Origin of the sequence: Mesorhizobium sp. M0910 (assembly GCF_040319465.1) — a bacterium.
Lineage (GTDB): Bacteria > Pseudomonadota > Alphaproteobacteria > Rhizobiales > Rhizobiaceae > Mesorhizobium.
On sequence record NZ_JAMYNZ010000009.1, the window covers coordinates 50,323 to 69,933 of the forward strand.

At 60.9% G+C, this 19,611-nt stretch carries 12 protein-coding genes; 9 read left to right on the forward strand and 3 right to left on the reverse strand.

Features of this window, described 5'->3' with window-relative positions:
- Positions 1-246 precede the first annotated feature (246 nt).
- The gene (proA, locus tag NKH78_RS22435; protein WP_352884055.1) at positions 247-6,240 is read right to left on the reverse strand and encodes an anti-phage protein ProA; all 5,994 of its coding nucleotides are present in this window, start codon (positions 6,238-6,240) and stop codon (positions 247-249) included.
- A 353-nt stretch (positions 6,241-6,593) separates the two neighbouring features.
- Here proA and NKH78_RS22440 point away from each other — a divergent pair, with 353 nt between their 5' ends.
- The 4 genes from NKH78_RS22440 (at position 6,594) to NKH78_RS22455 (ending at position 12,582) form a co-directional block, all read left to right on the forward strand.
- On the forward strand, positions 6,594-7,853 hold the full coding sequence (locus NKH78_RS22440; RefSeq protein WP_352884057.1) for a metallophosphoesterase family protein: 1,260 nt from the start codon (positions 6,594-6,596) through the stop codon (positions 7,851-7,853).
- Positions 7,850-11,320: an ATP-binding protein gene (locus tag NKH78_RS22445; protein WP_352884060.1), complete on the forward strand. Its 3,471-nt coding sequence runs from the start codon at positions 7,850-7,852 to the stop codon at positions 11,318-11,320. Before NKH78_RS22440 ends, NKH78_RS22445 begins: the two co-directional genes overlap by 4 nt.
- A 285-nt stretch (positions 11,321-11,605) precedes the next feature.
- A complete protein-coding gene (locus tag NKH78_RS22450) occupies positions 11,606-11,992 on the forward strand; it encodes a hypothetical protein (RefSeq protein WP_502899824.1) in 387 nt (128 codons plus the stop codon).
- Positions 11,993-12,369: 377 nt separating this feature from the next.
- On the forward strand, positions 12,370-12,582 hold the full coding sequence (locus tag NKH78_RS22455) for a cold-shock protein (protein ID WP_127298034.1): 213 nt from the start codon (positions 12,370-12,372) through the stop codon (positions 12,580-12,582).
- Between the two features lie 489 nt (positions 12,583-13,071).
- Here NKH78_RS22455 and NKH78_RS22460 read toward each other — a convergent pair whose 3' ends face one another.
- Both NKH78_RS22460 and NKH78_RS22465 read right to left on the reverse strand, forming a co-directional pair.
- Entirely contained in the window at positions 13,072-13,293 is a 222-nt protein-coding gene (locus tag NKH78_RS22460; RefSeq protein WP_352884062.1) for a hypothetical protein, read from the reverse strand.
- Positions 13,294-13,491: 198 nt separating this feature from the next.
- Positions 13,492-13,734 (reverse strand): DUF982 domain-containing protein, encoded by a 243-nt coding sequence (locus NKH78_RS22465; protein WP_352884064.1) that lies wholly within the window; start codon positions 13,732-13,734, stop codon positions 13,492-13,494.
- Between the two features lie 412 nt (positions 13,735-14,146).
- Here NKH78_RS22465 and NKH78_RS22470 point away from each other — a divergent pair, with 412 nt between their 5' ends.
- The 5 genes from NKH78_RS22470 (at position 14,147) to NKH78_RS22490 (ending at position 19,566) form a co-directional block, all read left to right on the forward strand.
- Entirely contained in the window at positions 14,147-15,343 is a 1,197-nt protein-coding gene (locus tag NKH78_RS22470) for a DUF932 domain-containing protein (RefSeq protein ID WP_352884066.1), read from the forward strand.
- Between the two features lie 286 nt (positions 15,344-15,629).
- Entirely contained in the window at positions 15,630-17,780 is a 2,151-nt protein-coding gene (locus NKH78_RS22475) for a ParB/RepB/Spo0J family partition protein (RefSeq protein ID WP_352884068.1), read from the forward strand.
- 72 nt (positions 17,781-17,852) lie between these two features.
- Positions 17,853-18,329: a UCP036055 family protein gene (locus NKH78_RS22480; RefSeq protein WP_352884071.1), complete on the forward strand. Its 477-nt coding sequence runs from the start codon at positions 17,853-17,855 to the stop codon at positions 18,327-18,329.
- An 83-nt stretch (positions 18,330-18,412) separates the two neighbouring features.
- Complete coding sequence (locus NKH78_RS22485) at positions 18,413-18,805, forward strand: hypothetical protein (protein WP_352884073.1); 393 nt, start codon at positions 18,413-18,415, stop codon at positions 18,803-18,805.
- A gap of 131 nt (positions 18,806-18,936) precedes the next feature.
- Positions 18,937-19,566, forward strand: a complete 630-nt coding sequence (locus tag NKH78_RS22490) for a DUF1419 domain-containing protein (protein WP_352884265.1) — start codon at positions 18,937-18,939, stop codon at positions 19,564-19,566.
- Positions 19,567-19,611 lie beyond the last annotated feature (45 nt).

Sequence of the window (19,611 nt, forward strand, 5' to 3'; positions counted from 1 at the left end):
TGAACAATGCGGCACGACGTCGATCAAACGATCGGCGCTAGCTTCGCGGAAGGTGATCAAGATTCCCCCGTACAACTCGCGAGGTGACCCCCACGCGCTCGACGCTGAAACGCTCGACAGTTTTCCGGAATGGACAAGGGGCAGGAAGCTTCCGGCCGGTTTTAGCCTTTCGCCGATACACCTTGTCAGCGTGGAGGCGCGTTCCGGACATTCGATCTTCGCCTTCTTTCGATCGTAAGCAAGCCATCACGATCCAGTTTGGGTCGTCGCGATATGGTGCCTTGCCCTGGCGATTGCTTCGTCTAGGCGCGTCCGTGAGACCGCCGCAAGCCGCTCGACCCCAAGGAGTCGCGCCATATCGCGTGCAGGATCGGGCATGTCCAGCAGTTCCGCATTGTCGATCACCACCGAGGCTAGTTCCGCCAACGGTATCTCGGCAATCGAACGCCGGGCCTCCTCATTGACGGGTAGACGATATGGCATCGGGTCCAAGACCTTGCCCTTCTTCCAAATGAACTCGCCGCTCGACTCTAGTGTCCTGTCCAGATCCCGCAAATGAAGATCAATCCTCTCGCGGATGCGTCCGCCCGTGCGGAGCCAACCATGGGCCCGAGCAATCCGTTGGGCGAGGACGTCTGTTCGCAATGGACTTTCAGTGTCGACGACGGTTTCAATCATGCCAAGCAGCGTCGCGCGATAGCCAAATTCGAAGAACTGATCGGGGTCTGCCCGCAGGCCACTGAGATCGGCCAATCGATACCGCCTGTCCGCGGTGCTGTCGGTAATAAGCGGGCCCATTATCGGTGGTGGTGCGGTCGTCTCAGCGGGGCTCGAAGCTGCCGGAATATTCACCGATACGAGTTCAGTCACCGCCACCGTCGGCGGCGATGGAGGCTCCTCGATTGGCGTCTGGTGGTCCTCGGCGATCTCGTCGGTCGGGTTGACCTGGCGCCCCATATCCCAGTGAGCCTCGGTCTCCGGTTCTTCGGCCGCACGTTTCGCCCGGCCCTCTTCCAGTAGGGTTTCCAAGCTGGTGTGCAACCGTTCGGCACATCCGTTGGCGTCGAACCACCAGTCCGTTGACCAGACGCGCAGGATGTTCCAGCCCAGCCCCTTCAGCACTTGTTCGCGAACCTTGTCGCGATCCCTTGCCGTCGACGACCGGTGATAGGTCGCACCATCGCATTCCACCCCCGCCAGGTAGGCGCCAGCCAAATCCGGGTGACGGATCGCGAGATCGATGCGGAAGCCGGAAATCCCGACTTGCGGAACGACAACCCATCCCCTCCGCTCCAGCTTCGTGGCTACGGCTTCCTCGAAGGGAGAATCGAAACCTCCGACAGATCCGATGTCCTGGGCCGGCAGCGCGATCGCGCCTCTCTCGGCATAGTCGAGGAACGTCTTCAGGTGGTGAACGCCGAGCGCCTTGCTTCTCGCCGGGTCGATCTGGTCTGCCGTGAACCCGGAGAACACGATGAGTTCCTGGCGCGCGCGCGTCACGGCGACGTTGAGACGCCGCTCGCCTCCGTCACGGTTCAGTGCCCCGAAATCCATCGGCGGTGACTTTCCGGAGGCATCCTTCCAGAATGTGATCGAGAACAGGATGACATCCCTTTCGTCGCCCTGCACGTTCTCGAGATTCTTGACGATCGTTGGCTCGACGCGATCTTCAGCGAAGAACCATTCGAGTTCAGGATGATCTCGGCGCGCGGCATCGAGCAGATCCAGGATCAGGGACTGTTGCTGGGCATTGAAGGTGATCACGCCAAGCGTCGGCCGGCCAATCTCGGGGAGTTTTAGCCAGCTATTCATCCGCGCTACGGCCTCAGCTGCGACAGCATCCGCCTCGATCCGGTTGGTGCGGCTCTTGCCACGGTCATAGATGCCATTTGGCACCTTTCGCAGGCGCACCGCGCGGTCCTCGACCGTCGGCGAAGGAAATGTCACGAGCCGGTTCTGATAATAGTGATGGTTCGAGAAAGCGATCAGAGACTCGCTTCGGCTGCGGTAATGCCATCTCAGATCGCGCACCGGAATGCCGGACGCCCTTGCTTCGTCCAGGATGCTTTCCAGGTCTTTCTCGTGGTCGGCGATCTCCTCTTCCTCGTCGTTGCGTCCGAAGAAATTGGTCGGCGGCAACTGCTTGGGATCGCCCACGATGATGGTCTGACGCGCCCTGGCAATAGCGCCCACCGCGTCCCAGGTGGTGATCTGCGAAGCCTCGTCGAAGATCACCACGTCGAACAGAGCCTGGTTCGGGGGAAGGTACTGGGCAATGGAGAGCGGCGACATCAACATGCAAGGCGCAAGCTTCGAAAAGCATTCCGGCATCTTGCCGATCATATCCCGGATCGACTGGTTCGGCCGCTGAAGCTCCATTTGGTGGCGCAGCAGTCCCAGTTCCGAGTTGCGCGAAACACCTTGAACCGCTGGCAGGCCATGTGCGATTGAACTGATGACGCGCTGCGCGGCATGCGACCGCGCCAGATCGTCGATCTCACGGAACTCCTTGATGGCGTTCTCGTGCTGAAACCTGCGGAAGTTTCGTAAGACAAGATCCTCATCTAGGACCTTCGGGAGCCACCATCGGGCATAGCCTACGCGAAACGCCGAACGCGCATTTTCGGGGCGGATGGCTCCCGTCTCGATCTGCTCGACCAGAGGGGCCAAGTTGCTGCTGATTGCCCTGCTCCTGACCCGACACCAGGCCGACCAGTCGCGCAGCAGATTTCGCGCGCCTATCAGAGCACCAAGCTTCGTGTTGAGCGCGGCGAGACCTGTGCCATCGGCGCTGTCGGGAACGTCCCGCCCGGCAATCTCACCGAACACCCGACGCGCGACCTCAAGGCTTTTCGTAGCCGCGAGAAGCCGATCTCCCGCCTGGCGTATCCTGTCATTTTCCAGCGTGCCCCGAAGGCTCGGCGCGACAGAACGCAGGACGGATCGTGTTTCCTCTTGAGAGCATCCGGGGATACGCAGAGCACCGCGAAGGCGTTGAGCGAGATCAAGAATGTCCGTCACCCCCTTGACATCCGTGGCAAGGCCATCGATCCGCAGCGGCTTCCCTGCCAAAAGGCTTTGGTCGATGGCGGAGAGTGCTTGCTTCATTCGCTGCAGCAGCGGCAGGTCCCGGCCGGGGTTCGCGGTGCCGAGTTCAACATGGCCCTGCAGAAGCTTCTGGACCTTGCGCTTGCCAAGCGTGGAGTTCGGCCAGAACGATGCCTTCGCTTCGCGCCATTGACGGTCCAGACCATCCGGATCCAGCTCGCGGACCTGGGCAAGACCATAGGTAGCGGCAAGGCCCCGCTCAGCTTCGCGATAGGTTTCGATCGAACGTCCCAAATCAACGAGTGCGGTCCTGCACTGTGCGAAGTCCCGTTCGAACGCAATCGAGATGTCGCGACCTCGGCTTTGGCTCAGGACCTCCGCCAGGCTCGCAAGGCTCTCAAGTACCGCGCGCGGCACCGGCTCTTTGGCGCCGAGGCCCAGACTGGCGAGGTAGTCCCCGATCGAGCTCGTCAATAGTTCGATTGCTGTCTGAAGCGATTTCGCTGCGGAAAGCAGGTTTTCTTGCCAACCGATGCTCCACTCTCCAACATCGATCAGGTCGAGTGCCGGCTCACGGTCAACGGATGCAAAAACAAGGCCAACTTCTGCGGCAAACTCTTCCAGATCGAAGAGTGTTTGCGCGTCGTGCGTATCGCGCGCCTGCCATGTGAGCACAGGCGCAGGCTCATCTGCCGATCTAAGGGCGATCCCCAATGCCAGATAGGGCGTCCAGCCATTTGAGTAGCGTTTGTGAAGCGCCTCGACGTAGGCATTCAATTCATCGCGCCTCGCGCGAAGCCGCTCGTTGATGGCGACCCATTCGGACGCGTCGTTCCGGCCGCCATGTTCCCAGGAAGATTTCAACTGCCCGAGAAAATGCTTGCGGTCGGCCTTGTTCGAATGGAGCTCGATACAGTGATGTCCCAGGCCATGCTCCCGCAGCCGGCGATAGACGACGTCGAGAGCCGCAGTCTTCTCCGCCACGAAAAGGACCGTCTTCCCCACACCCAGGCAGTTGGCGATCATGTTGGCGATGGTCTGGCTCTTGCCCGTACCCGGGGGACCCACAATGACGAAGTCATGGCCCTCGGCAGCCGCGAGACTGGCGGCCGTCTGCGATGAATCCAACGGCAGAAGGCTTATGATGCTCGAGGGCGCATAGGCGCGGTCCAGGTCACGCTCCTCGCGAAACGGCGACTGTCCATCTGCGGCCTGAAAGGCCTGCTCCGGTGTGTCGATGAGGTGGCGCACGACCCTGTTTTGGCGGAGCGCCTCGGTCCGCTCGACCAGATCCTTCCACATGAGAAACTTCGCGAAGGAAAAGGTTGATAGCGCGGTCTCGTCGATCACCTCCATCCCGGGAACGTCACGCACCGCCTGCCGCATCATGGTGAGGACCCGCGGCACATCAATGCCATTGTCGTCCAGCGGCAGATCGCCGCCAAACTGCGGAAGGCGCAGATCAAAGTCCCGCTCCAGGAACTGGAGAAGCGTTGCGTTGAAACGGGGTTCGTCTTCATGGAAGCGGATCGTGAAGCGCGAAGTCGCACTGCGGCGCTCGAGCCGTACCGGCACGAGAAGAAGTGGTGCCCGATAGCTGCGGTCATCGTCCGGCTTCTTTTTCCAGCGCAGGAAGCCCACCGCGAGGAACAAAGTATTTGCCCCTCCCTCGGCGAAATCGTTACGGACCTGTCGATGCAAATCGATCAGCCTGGCGTCCAGCTGACGGGCATCCAGCGTCGACGGCAGCTCGTCCCTGAGCAGAGCCTCCGCCGCAAACCCGCGCTGAAGGTCGCGTCCGTGGACATCGCGATAAAGCACCTCGTCGCGCTCACCCAAGGGGTTCTGCTCGGGGAGCGATATGAGACGGATAGCGACACCATTTGCGAGCCGATCCTCCAGATAGGCCACGTCGGTGCACAGAAACGGGATCGTCTTCTTCGAATCCGGGAGATTGAGGAGCCGGTTGCGCAGCGTCAGGTCGAGGAGCTTCTTCTGCCAGCGGTCGATACGCCCGGCGGCATTGGTCGGCTTGACCTCGATGGCCTCGGCAGGCAATTCGCCAATCGCTGGCGCCGCAGGAAGGGGCAAAACAGTAGCCACATCCGCGTCATCCTCGACGGCGTTGCGGCGGATCGGCTCGTGTGAGGCGAGCGGCGTTATGCCGCCGCTGCGAGAGCGGCGTACGTCTATAGCCGCGACGAAGGCGTGCGCCTGGTCTTCCGCCAGACGGTTGCTCAACGCACTTTGCGCGCCGTCAAATGTGAGTGCAGGTCGGTGGGTGACGCCAGTTGTCTCGAAAGCAATGAATTCGCGAGACGCCAACGCCTTGCGGACCTCCATCTGATCCGTCTCAATGGCATTGGCAAAGGTTCTCTTGGTCAGCCAGACGCCGGCCGCCGCATGCCCATCGAATATCAAGATGCCCGGATGCAAGCCGGCAGCCTCCAGCGCGGCGGCAAACAGAAGCGTGGTGTCGAGGCAGGTCGCAAGACGCTCTTGCGCGATCGTCATTGGGCGCCTGATCTTCTGGCCCCGGCTCTCGAAGCTCGCCGGCGGCTCCGCATAGTGCAATCCCATCCCGGCGATCGCCGAATAGATCGCCGCGGTGAGCATGTATGCCCGCTGGGGACTCTGGGATTGATATCCGTCCAGGCCACTCGGGTGACCATGCGCGACAAGTCGTTCCGCCGCGGCCCGCAGGATCTGCGCCACAGCGGGATCATTCGGCATGGCGAATGCTGGCAGCAATTGAGCCATGTCCGCAACGCCACCCCATTCGTCGCGCGCGAGCAGTCTGACTGTTAGGCGTCTCTCGTCTAGAACCCTGCCGGCCGATGACAGGCGAAGCGTGATCTCACCGCGTTCGGCCTCGTTCAGGCCGGCGAGATAACCAGCATCGAGCTCGACTTTGCGGTCGCTCAGCGGAAGCCTGTCGCCAGGGATAATCCGATCGACTGTCCACGTCTTCGGCCGCAGGAACGACGGTGAAGACGTCAACTCAAGAACGCAGTTTTCAAAATGAGAGGCCGAGTTGTTCTCAATTCGTATCGAACGGATGACCGGTATTGCATTCTGATAGGATGCATATGTGAAGCTGGAAGCGACATCGGCAACGATGCATGGCGCAGCGGAAATATCGGATGCCGAACTGTCAATTGTTGCGTACTGAGAACTATCGGCTGATTCCATTGATGCAGTACCCCCCTTGAGAGATTAGCGGCTTTTTTCCCTCTTGTCGTGTTTTTGGATGTCAGATCAGAACTAGAAGCTCTTTTGTCAGCTTGATAGTTTGGATGTACAGATGGTTTTCTGGGAGCGGTTCGCAGCATTTCCCTGCGAACCCCATCGAGGCCCTGTCGCCACACTCCAAACCCATGAAAGAGAGTTGCCGAAAGCGGTTGGGCTTTGCTAACCGGGTGCGAGAGGCGGCGAAGCCGGCCTAACAAGCGCCTGAATGAAAAGTACCCTGAGTTCGAACCGCTGGGACCGAGTGCCGAGTCGACTCGAACCACGTCCCTTCGTTCGGGGCCGGAGATAGCCCAATGGCATTTCGCTTCATGCATACGGCCGACATTCATCTCGACTCGCCGCTGCGCTCGCTGGCGATGCGAAACCCCGATTTGGCCGAACTGGTTGGAGACGCCAGTCGTCAGGCATTTGTCTCCATCATCGACCTTTGCCTTGCGGAGCGTGTCGATGCCCTCGTCATTGCCGGCGATCTTTACGACGGCGATCAGACGTCGATGAAGACGGCACGCTTTCTGGCGTCGCAAATCACTCGTCTCCATCAGGCCGGTGTCAGGGTCTTCATGATCCGCGGAAACCACGACGCCATGTCGCGGATTACGAAACAGCTCGTGTTTCCCGATACCGTGACGATCTTCGGTGGCCGAGCTCAACCGGTGCTGCAATCAGCCGGCGGTCTGGACATCATGGTCCATGGCTTGAGCTTCGCAAACCCAAAGGCGCCGGAGAGCCTGCTGCCCAAATACACCGCGCCCCGCGAAGGGGCGGTCAATGTCGGCATCATGCACACCAGTCTGGCGGGATCGCCCGGTCATGACGTCTACGCCCCTTGCAGCGTAGCCGACTTGCACGGCCATGGTTTTGACTATTGGGCGCTGGGGCACATTCATGTTCGCAAAGTCCATCCCGGCGCGCGCACGGTGGTCATGCCGGGAATGCCACAAGGCAGGGACATCAATGAGGCCGGAGAGAAATCCATCACCCTGGTAACGATACGCGACGACCGGAGCGTCACGATCGAGGAGAAGCTGACCAGCGTCGCGCAATTCGAGCGGATGAATGTTGATCTAACCGGGACGCTGGAATGGCCAGAGGCCGTCGGACGGATCCGGTCCGCACTCGAGCAAGCCCGGGCCTCCGTTCGCTCCCGCCATGCCGTGGTCCGCCTCGGTCTGACCGGTACGTCGCCTCTGTCCTGGAAAATAATCCGCGACAGGGATCTGCTGCTCGGCGAGGCTGAACAAGCAGCCCAACAGGTGGGTGATGCGTGGATCGAAAAGCTCGAGCTGGACCTGTCACCGCCCAACAGTGAGACATCCGACGGCGTTGCCGATCCGGTTTTGGAGCTCGCGCAATCAATGCACACCTTTGCCAAGTCGGAAGCTTTTCGAGCGGAAGCCAAAGCCCTCGTTTTGAAAGCCATCGCGGATCTACCGCCAGACGCGCGCGACTTTGCCGGAAAGGACGAAGCCGCACTGGACGTGTTCCTCAACGGTGCTCTCGCCCGCGGCGCCGATCTGGTCACGGCCCGCCTCAAGGCAGGCGGGCAGCAATGAGATTGCGGCGCCTCGACCTCATTCGCTACGGGAAGTTTACCGACAAGGCGCTCGACTTCGGGCCAAAGCCGGAGTCCGGACCCGATTTGCACATTGTGTTCGGCTTGAACGAGGCTGGAAAATCGACAGCACTTTCCGGTTATTTGGACCTGCTGTTCGGCATTGAGGAACGCAGCCGCTACAACTTCCTGCATGAGTATAGCGCCATGCGAATCGGCGGCGTGCTCGAACTCGCCGGCGAAGAACAGACCTTTTCGCGCACGAAACAGCGCAGCAACTCGCTGCACGATGCAACGGGCCAACCGGCCAGTGAAGTCGCGATATCGGCACATCTGGCAGGCCTGTCGCGCGAGGCCTACAGCACCATGTTCTCACTGAATGACGAGACGCTGGAAGCAGGCGGAAAGTCGATCCTGGAATCGCGCGGAGACCTCGGCAAGCTGCTTTTCGCGGCCAGCGCCGGACTGGGGCACGCCAGTGACATCCTGAGCGCGCTCGAGGCGGAGGCAGACTCTCTCTATCGCAAACAGGCACACGGAACCGAACTTGCGCTGCTCAAGAAGCGGTTTGCCGAACTGAAGTCGCGCAAGGATGAAATCGACACGTTGGCCTCCACCTTCGAGACATTGGAGGCGGACCGTGTCGAGGCCGCGGAAAAATACGATCGCAGCATAGCTGAACGATCGGTGCTGTCGGCTCGCCTGGAGACAATCGCGAAGTATCTGCGCGCGGCTCCCCTTGCGGCCGATATCCAGCGGAAGGCCGCTCGGCTTGCCGAATTGCCTGACCTGCCTTCGCCGCCCCGGACCTGGACGGGGAGTGTCGCCGAAATGATCGATCAGGACGCCAGCCTGCGAACGCGCCAACTGGCAAACGACGACGAAATGGAGAGGCTAAGGGCGAAGATCGCGGCGATCACCGTGGACGAGGCGATCCTCGCAATCTCAGAACAGGTTCGCGGACTGGCCGATCGCAAGGCGCGATATGTTTCTGCGGGCCTGGATCTGCCCACCCGCAGGACCGAGCTTCAAATCCTCGACAACGCCGTCGCGAATTGCCTTGCCGCCTTGGGAAAATCCACAGAACCGGAGCCAGCTTCGCTTCTCCTGCCCGCCGCCATTGTGGGGACCGTTCGCAATATGGTCGAACAGCGATCCGGAATAACCACCAGCGTGCGTGTTGCCCGCGATGAGGCCGCGGCAGCCCTGGATGCGCTTCACACGGCGCGGCACCGGATCGGTGAAGAACGCGCTGTGCCTGAACCTGCCAGGGCGAGGCTGACGGCAGCAGTGTCAAAGACGAGAGCAAGTGGGCATCTGAGCGAGATAAAGGCGGCGCGTGAGGCGGAAGACTCGAGTCAAATTCGTTGGCGGACAGCAATCCGGCGTCTCCAGCCGTGGACGGGGGACGCGGAAGATCTCTCAGCGATGTCAGTTCCAAGCGCCAGACAAATCGCGGCCTGGAAGACACTTTCGGCAGAGCATGAGAGGAACAGAGCAGTCCTTTCCGAACGTCTGACGGAGCAAGAGCAAACGCATGCCTCGCAGTTGGCACATTTGGAGGCCATCCGGTCCTCGGTCGATGTGGCGGATGATGAAACCGCAATGGCCATGCGGCAGAAGCGGGACGAGGCTTGGAAGGGCCATCGCGACAGGCTGATCGCGGAGACGGCGGACATTTTCGAGGTGGCGTTGGCTCGTGACGATGATGCTGCAGCAACCCGTCTGGTCCACGCGCGCGAGCTCGCTGAAATCCGAACAACGATGCGAAGCCTCGCCGAAGGCGTCACCGGCATCGCGCGCACGGTTGATCAACTGGGGCAGCTCGCCTCGAGCGCGAAAGCGGCACTCTCAGAAATCACCGCCGCAGCGAGAGACTTGCTTGGGACATGCCAGGCAACCTCGCCTGAGCTTTTGATTGGGCTGATCGAGGAGCGTAGCTCCGCCCGCGCCGATGCGCTCGCGGCCTGGGACGAAATCTTGGTCGCGCGCAAGAAGTTTGAGCGGGCAACTGACGATGGGGCCCTGATACGCCTCGAGGTGAGAGCGGCCCTGGAAAGCGTCGGGATACAGCCGGAAGCGAATGAGAGCCTGGAGGCCATGGTGGCCGTTGCTGAACGGTTCATCGACAGGCAAGCCAAGGTCGATGCGGAACGCGCCGAGGCGATCAAAACGGTGAGCGCTAGGGAGGAAGATCTTGCAATCAGGCGCCGCGCCCTGGAGGTGGCGGAAAGCCGTGAGGAGGATTGGGTAGCCGATGTTACCGCAGCCCTTAAGGGCACTTGGTTGGAAAGCGGAATTTCCGCGCCTGGCGTCGGCGGCGTCCTCGATCAGTTGGTGGAGTTGTCAAAGGCCATCCAGGATCGCGACGCGATGCGGTTGCGTATTGCGAAGATGGAAACGGACAGGGGCACGCTCATCGAGGAGGTTACTGCTGTCGCAAGACAAATAGGTGAGCCGGCGGACAAGGCTGACCCGGAACAGTTGGCCATCAGGCTTGCCGAGCGCCTGGAGCGCGCCGATCGTGCCCGCGAGACAAAGGCGACCCTGCTCGTTGACCAGCAGCGCTTGGAGGATGTTCGTGACGCGCTCGATTTGGAGGTCGCGATGCACGAGCGAAGCAAGCAGGATGTGTTGACCGCCTTTAGCGTGGCCACCCTGTCCGAAGTCGTAGAGCGCGATGAATTGCTTAGGGAAAGGGACCGCTTGCGTGCCGCCTTGACCAACCTTGAAGAACAGCTGTCGGCTGAGCTCACGGCAGACGGTGCCAAACAAGCCCATTCGATCCTGGATGGTCTTGACTTGCATGGGCTTGCGATCGAGAAGGCCGAAAGCGAGCGGCGGCTTGGCGATCTCGATGAACTGATACAGCAACAGCTTATCCGGCGGACCCGTGCGGCCGACAAGCTGGACGCCATTGGCGGCGACAGCGCGGTTGCCCGAATAGATGCCGAGCGTCGCACCGTGCTTCTTGAAATCGAGGAGAGGGCGGTTCGGTATATCGAGCTGAAACTGGGAGTAATGTCCGCGGCAAACGCTCTGAGAGTGTATCGCGAGCAGCATCGCTCCGGGATGATGGTCCGGGCATCTGATGCCTTCGCGCTTATCACACGCGGTCAGTACGCGGGCTTGGCGACCCAGCCGGTGAAAGGCGGCGAAGTCCTAATTGCCATGCAACGCGACGGGCATTCCAAGGTTGCCGACGCGCTGTCGAAGGGCGCTCAGTTTCAGCTGTACCTAGCCCTGAGGCTCGCTGGCTACTACGAGTTTGCGCGGCTTAGACCCTCCGTGCCCTTTATCGCCGACGATATAATGGAGACCTTCGACCACGTCCGATCCGAGGAGGTCTTCAAATTGTTTGGTGAGATGGCATGTGCCGGTCAGGTTATCTACCTCACGCATCACCAACACCTGTGCGAGATCGCCAAGGCAGTCATTCCCAGCGTGACGATCCATGAGCTCGGATAGTTGTGCTCGTTTTCCGTTGGTGCAAATGATCGCCTCGGGATCAATCCAGGCGTCCAATCCCCATGTCGTAGGTGATCGCAATGGACCTTCCATGCGTGCACCCACATCATCGGAAGTTGGCGCCTCAAGGTGACAAGCTGAAAACCTGGCCCAACGCATGTTCATGATTTGTGCTCCGAAAGTCGCATAAAAGGCAACGTGGAACGATCGGGAGGGCGGTTGGTGCGTGGATAGTCAGACCTGGCCTATTGCCGATTGTGCCAGCCGGCGCGCATTTTCGCAGCCATGGTGGCGGAGCATGTTGAATTGGTGTTGTTTGAGCAGTCACTCGGCAACATCGAAGGCATGCATCGGCCGTTCTATGATCGTGTGGCTGACGCTGCGGAGAAAACCGCAGGATCGGTTCTTTTCGATGTTCGTGTCGACGGCGATATCTGCGTTCAGCGGATGGCCGCGATTGGATATGGCGTCACCGGCACAGCAATAATCGTGATGGCGAAGAACGGACAACTTAGATGCGCATCGGTAAACGGGGATACCGCCGTTTTGGTGGCAGAAGTGGCTGCCTGGTATGCGTCTCCGCTGAGTGAGCAAGCGAAGGTTGACCAGAGCGGAGCGGCCATCATCCTGCTAGCCAAGCTTCGGAGCTCAAGTCACTTCGCCCGCTTCTAGCTGAACGCCGCTTCCTACCTTGCGGGCCAGAGGAGCGGAAAGATGATATTCGACCGCTGGTGTACTTGGCGTCCAACTTGTCAAATTCACCGTTCAGGAATATCGAAAACGTTCTAAGCAGATGGCGCGGCGGCGATGGGGCACCGGGTCCGCGGATACCAGCCAGCAGCTGCTTTAGCGGTGAGAGCAGCGACTTGGCGTTGCTTGGTCAATTACCGAGGTGGCGTCGGCGTTCAGCGGACCGCCGCTTGGCGCCAATGGCTTTTGACAGGGCAAAGGCTTGCCATTACCGCCATTTGCTGCATCCTATCTGATGGCAGCGGCCGGTGCGGCCAGCCAAACGGACATGTAGACACTTGCGGCAAGGAAACACCTATATGGCGACTGGAACGGTAAAGTGGTTCAACGCGACCAAGGGCTTTGGCTTCATTCAGCCTGACAGTGGTGGACAGGACGTTTTTGTCCATATTTCTGCTGTCGAGCGCGCTGGCCTGTCGACGCTCGTTGACGGCCAGAAGGTCAACTATGAGATAGAACAGGATCGGCGGACCGGCAAATCGTCGGCCGGCAACTTGAGCAAGGCTGGCTGAGCCAGCCATGTGATTTCGGCAAGCGCATCAGGCACGCAAGCTTCTTCAGTGCACTAAGATGATCAAGTCTGGTGGCCTACCGGCATGTCGTTGAAGTGTCACCTTTGCTGACCTACATGCGCGGTGCGTCGGATGTTTCCTCCCATTCGTCTGGCGCGTTCCCCTCTGGAGGTTTTAACCTTCACACCTGGCCGGACCTATGGTCCGGCCTTTTTCCTGTGCGCGAGAAACGGGTAAACTGAGGCCACGACGTCCATTCGCTGGTTGGCGATCTCGCTGCCCAGAAGTCCAATAACGCGGCGCTTCACCGGTGAAATGAGAAGCATGATGAGAGCTGTCGAGCCGACGGCTTATCTTCGCCAGCTCGGCAGGCGGAAGACTGAATCCATCGCCGTTTTCTCGACCTGCCATTCTTGCCGGTCATCCGAAGGGCAATGGCAATTCGCTGCCAGCTGTCGCCGATATTTCAAAGTGATGTGGAAGAATTGACTATGCTGCAGGCTTGTCGAAGACCATGGGCAACCCACGGTTCGACGCCATCTCGACGAACAGCTCTTCGATTGCTTGATCGGAAAGGCGGGTCTGCAGTGTCGTACGAATCCTTTTGACCAGTTCGTGCACCGGCAAAGGCAAGAGATCCTCTGCATCATCGAGAAACCGACTGACTTCGATCACAACGTCAGCATCGATGTCACTCGGCAAATCTCGCATATGCCATCTCCGATCGACGTTAATATTGCCGTCTTCCTGACCGTTGTCGAGTCAAGCAAACGTCGGGTTGTTTCCCACGACGGCAGGACTCGATGTTCTGCTTCGGCTGCACAAATCCCGGTCATCGCTGTGCGACAGCGTGAAGCTCTGCTTCCCCAGTCACTCTGGGAGCCATTGAGCCTACTATCCATTTGGCGATCAGTCGCTGCGTAGGATTTTCGCTTCTAACGCCGCTGTAACAAAGGCCCGTCTCGCTACCGGCGTCTGAGCTTCACCACGCAGAACCTGAAGACATGCATCCATAGCCAGTTTTCGCTTCTTCGTCTGATGAGGGAAACTCCGCAGCAGGATCGTGGCTGCGTCGTTCACATCGAATATGACGCGCTCACGGTCATGCCGACCAACTTGCACCACCACGGGCCGGACGAACCTGCTCGACATGCAATTGCACTCTCAATTCCGACCAGAACACGGTCTTCGCGTATCATGACGTGGGGTCAATTTATACATGTATTGGCTAGGGCCTGGAGAGAACCTGCAGTTGCTCAATCTCAAGACAAGCCAATTTCAGCAGGCCGCTACCTGAAATCCCGATGGGTCCCGGTCTTGGTGCGCAAGAAAGCACAGCGGAATTCTGTCGCGTCCGGAAGTGAAGCGGCGCTTGGTCCCAGGCGCGGGCTTTCCTGAAACCCGAGCCTTCCTTCCTGGGTGCCAGCCTTGACGCGGCCGCTGCCGCAAGGCCGACACTTCCAGTGGGGCGCGGATGCCGGGAGAGGAAGAGGGCGGGCGGGCCGCGGTGGCGGGTGGAGGTCCGGGGAGAGAGTCTCCCGGCGCCCGCCGAGGAGCGACAACTATGACCCAGATGGAAATTCACACGCCCACGCGTAACGAGCGTGCCGGCTACAAGGTCGACATCAGCCGCGGCCAGCGTATCGGCCGCGTGTCGTCAGAATGGTTCAACCGCCCGGCGGACGAGCGATACCTGTCGCTCACCGACCTTCGGAATTCGGTGAAGGCCCGGTCGGAACGCAGCAAGACCCGCATCGTCGAAAGTGAGCTGATCCGGGTCGAGGCCAGCCGCGACGATCCAGAGCGCCTGAAGCTAATGCTGCCCGCTGCGTGCGCCCCAGTTGCCCCCACGCATTGGAGTTTTGGCCAACTCGCCAGCCTGGTAGGGGCGCCGGCCAACTATCTGCGCCAGCTCCCGGCCCCGCTCGCGGCGATCAACCTTCAGCACGGACTCCTCAACCACCGCGCCGAGCAGGTGAAGACGCTGGAAATCGAGAACGGACGCCTCGAACTGCGAGCGGTAACAGGTCCGGACTATGGCAGAATATTTGACTCAGAACTGATCGACGCCGTGCAGAGGATCGCTGGCAACGGCACCGGGGACACGCGCTGGAAGGTGCCGGGAGTCCTCGATTGGTCGACGGGAATTTACAACCCGAACGTCGACATTTCCAACGACACAACGACGCTCTATGCGTCCGACCGAGATGTGTTTGTGTTCCTCGTCGACGACCTGAACCCGATCGAGGCCGGGCGGCTGCCGAACGGGGAACCGGATCTTTATTTCCGCGGCTTCTATTGCTGGAATTCCGAAGTCGGAGCCCGCACCCTCGGGATTGCCAGCTTCTATCTACGCGCGGTATGCCAGAATCGTAATTTATGGGGCGTCGAAGATTTCGAAGAAATCACCATCCGGCATTCCAAATATGCCGCCTCGCGTTTCGCCTTGGAAGCCGAGCCAGCGCTGATCCAGTTCGCGGAATCGTCGCCCATGCCATTCGTCAACGGCATCAAGACGGCGCGGCAACGGATCGTTGCCAGAAACGACGAAGATCGCCAGGGCTTCCTGCGCAAGCGCGGCTTCTCCAAGTCCGAGACCACAAAGATCATCGATACTGTTCTCATGGAGGAAGGCAGACCACCGGAATCGATCTTTGATTTCGTGCAGGGCATCACGCGGGTCGCGCGCGACAAGTCGCATCAGGATGTCCGCCTGGACATGGAGGGCAAAGCCAAGAAGCTTCTCGATTTCGCGAACTGAGTCCACAGAAGCCGGCGGCGAAAACTCTCGCCTCCGGCCTCGCTCCGGCCGTCTCCATCAATTCCAGCGCGGTCCTCCGCGAGCCCAGAGGACGGCGCTCTTTTCGTGGGAGAACCCGGTTACGCCAACAAGCAGGAGGCCCCTCGGGCGGTTCGGTCGGGTCGAGATCCGCGAGCCGGGGCCGGGTCGGCGTGAGGCCTGGAGGCAGAGGGGGGAGGGGAGGGTTTTTGACGGGCTTGGAGGTTCGGGGAGAGGCCCCGGGCCGCCCGTCATGGAGAACCTGACCATGGCTAAGAACGCCATTCAGAAGATCGCGATGAACGCCGCGGAGAATATTCCCTATGACAAGCTGGTGTTGTCGCAGAAGAATGTTCGGCGCATCAAGGACGGCGTGTCGATCGAGCAGCTGGCCGAAGACATCGGACGGCGAAAGTTGATCCAGAGCCTGAACGTCCGTCCCGTGCTCGACGGCGAGGGCGAGGAGACCGGCACGTTCGAAGTGCCCGCCGGCGGCCGGCGTTATCTCGCGCTCGGCATCCTCATCAAGCAAAAGCGCCTGGCCAAGAACGAGCCAATCCCCTGCATCGTCAACCGCGGGCAGGAGACCTCGGCCGAGGAGGATTCGCTTGCCGAAAACCTGCGGCGCGCCGACCTGCACCCGCTCGACCAGTTTCGGGCCTTCAAGACGCTCAGCGATCAGGGCCTCGATCCGGAGGAGATCGGCGCCCGTTTCTTCGTATCGCCGACGACGGTGAGGCAGCGCCTGCGGCTAGCATCGGTGTCGCCGAAACTTCTCGGTCTCTACGAGAAGGACGAAATCCGGCTCGAACAGATCATGGCGTTTTCGATCTCGGACGATCACGCGCGCCAGGAACAGGTCTGGGAACGGATTGCCAGCTCGCACACGCACGAACCCTATTACATCAGGCGCCTGCTGACGGAGACCACGGTGCGGGCCGACGATCGCCGGGCCGTCTATGTCGGCGCCGAAGCCTATGAAGCAGCTGGCGGCGTCATCCTGCGCGATCTCTTCGAGCAGGATTCCGGCGGCTGGTTCCAGGATGCGGCGCTCCTCGAGCAGCTTGTCTTCGACAGGCTGAAGGTGGATGCCGAGGCGATCCGCGCCGAAGGCTGGAAATGGGTCGAGGCGGCAATCAGCTTTCCCTATGGCCACACCTCCGGCATGCGGCGCATCTACGCCGAGGCGCAGGAGCTCAGCGCCGAGGAGATCGAACGCTACGACGCGCTGAAGGCCGAATACGACAGACTGGATGCGGACTATGCCCAGGCCGAGGATGCCGATGAAGCAGTCGAGGCGAAGCTCGACCAGCTGGGTGCCGAGCTCGATGCGATCGATGATCGTCCTCAAAGCTACGATCCCGCCCAGAAGGCCATTGCCGCGGTGTTCGTTACGCTTGCCGCGAACGGCAAGCTCCAGGTCGACGCCGGTTTCGTGCGGTCCGAGGACGAGCCGCGGACCGAAACCGGCAACGTTAATGAGGGTGAGGAAGAGGGCGCCGACGGCGGAATCCGATCCAATGGCGACGACGATGGCGATGGTGTTGTCGTCAAGGGCAAGCCGGTGAACGACAGCGCTAGTGACGACGGCGAGGACGATGGCATTAAGCCACTGCCCGATCGGCTCGTCTTCGACCTGACCGCGCAGCGGACGCTGGCACTACGCAACGCGCTCGCCGGTGACGTCGACATCGCCATCGTCGCCGCACTTCATGCCTTCGTCCTGCAGGTCTTCTATCGCTTCGCGCCGGACACGTGCCTCGAGATCAGCCTGAAGAGCGGCAGCTTCAGCCAGGTCGATGGTCTTGCCGAGACATCCTGGGCCAAGGAGATCGCCGAGCGGCACGAAGCTTGGGACCTCGATTTGCCCGATGAAGCGGATGGCCTGTGGGACTTCCTTCTCGGCCTCGACGAAGCAAGCCGCAAGGCGCTGTTCGCGCACTGCGTCTCGCTGACCCTCAATGCGGTGGTCGAACCCTGGAACAGGCGACCGAAGGCGCTCGAGCATGCAGACGTGCTTGGACGTTCACTCCAATTCGACATGGTCGACGCCGGCTGGACGCCTACCGTCGAGTTCCTCGGGCGGCTCACCAAGGCGCGGATTCTACAGGCTGTCCGTGAAGCTCGTGGCGCAGACTCCGCGCAGCTGATCGACCACATGAAGAAGGACATCATGGCCCGTGAAGCCGCCCGTCTTCTCCAAGGATCGAACTGGCTGCCCGAGCCGCTGCGCCTTGAGATCGATGAAGTGGCTACCGATGCTGGCGACGCGGTCGTCGGCGACATGTCGGACGAGGCGGCTCTCGAGGGCGATGCCGCCGAGCTGCCGGCCTTCCTCGCCGACGATGCGGATCCGTCCCCCGAAGAGCCGGTGACCAGCTCCGGCGACGAGGCGGACCACCTCCAGGCCGCCGAATAATCGGCATCCCGCTCGCACCGGGCCCGGCACTCCCGCCGGGCCCTTCTCATTTTCCGACATGGAGAAACCCGCATGTTCGCACACATCGTTTACGAATCTGCTCCTCTGGGGAGCGTTATCCGGTACAGCGACGGCACCGCGAAACCGCCGGCTCGCTTTTCCAAGAAGCTCGCCGCGTGGGAGAGCCGCAACGGCGTCGGTCGCCTGGTCAGGAAGGAACCGCCGCGCGAGCGCGCGACCTATAGCTCGCCGGCCCATTTCACCCTGCGCGAGGGCGATTTCGGGCAGGGCGGCATCATTGTCGTCTCGGTCAGGCGCACCTGGTCCGTCGAGAGCAGCCTGCGTTTCGAGATCGTCGAGCGTCCTACGATCGGCATTGTCCGTGTCCTGCAGGATCTCGGCGACAGCCCGGAATTGCTCTATCTCGCCAAGAACCGCGAGGCTGCCGAACGCTGGCTCGCCAACAACCAGTATCGTCGGGCCTATCTTGAGGAAGTCTCCGCCGATGAGGTCGACGCCGACGTCATCGAGGGCCGCATGGCCGCCTGACCGTTTCACCACTTAAGCCACCCGACCACGGGCCCGGGATCGCGCGAGCGATCGCGGGCCCGTTCCATTTCATGGAGATCGACATGTTCGACTGGAACAGAAGCTGCTCTTATGACGAGCAGCAGAAGAGACGTTTTCACACGACAGCCCGTTCACGGCTGAAGAAACTCGCCGCCGAACTAAACCTGCCACCGGGGTGCTTTGACCTGCGCTCGAACAAGGCGGGCATAGCCGTTTCCGGTGAAATCATCCTGCACCATCACCGCGCCTACATCCAGGTCGGCCAGTTCGGTTTATCCTCAGGTCACGGCATCCTGATCCGCACCTGCAAGGGCCGCAAGGACTTTACCGGCGGGGCCAACCACTTCGTTGCGCTCGGCATGCTCGACGATATCCCGGCGCTCGCCGCCGCCGTGCGTGCCATCACCGGGGTTGGTCGAGACGCTTCGCGTTCCTCTGAACGCCGCGCCGCCTGAACCCTGCAAACCATCATCGCCGGTGCACGCGCCGGCCGCAGGCTCGGCCAGTCGCCAGCCACAACATCACCAAGCTGTTGCCACAACGCGGTTCATGCCGCGCGTGGCCGACCTGCGTTCAGGAGAACCCCATGACCGCACATCCACCCTTCAGGAAGGTGCTCGACGGCGTCGCCACCCGCGAGCAGATGTTCCAACTGTTCAGCCGACACAAAGACACTCCCGGCGTCGATCTTCTTTCCGGCACTCCCTATTCAGGCGAATGGTTCGAGATTGCCGCGTCAGAATACCACTTCATGCTCGATTTGCTGCCGCCGCTCTTCATGCGCACCGGCATGTTCGGCATGTCGGAGTTCAAGGCCGGCAACGTGACCAGCGTATTCTTCGCGATCCGGATCCGAGGCCGCGAACGCTGGTTTCATGGCTTTTGCGACCTCACGGATCGGCAGTCTCCTGACAAGATGCGCGCCGCCATCATCGCCCACGAGACCGGCGCGAGCGACAGCATGACCCGCGCGGAAAAGCTCGAGGCAATCTGGAACGCGACGCATCCCCACTTCAAGGGGATCGCCGGCGAGATCAATCCCCACAACTGGCCCGCGGAGCACCGTGGCAAACGCGTCATTCTCGTCAACGACGGTGGCAACGGAACGATCCCGAAACTGCTGGAGGACCTGTCCGACAACGAAATCGACAACCGCATGGGGGCGATGCGCCCGCACACCAAAAGGAGGGGGAGCAACGATGATGACCCTTCGTAAGCAGCCGACACGGGCGGACAAGCGCAGCTATGAAGCGTGTTCGAC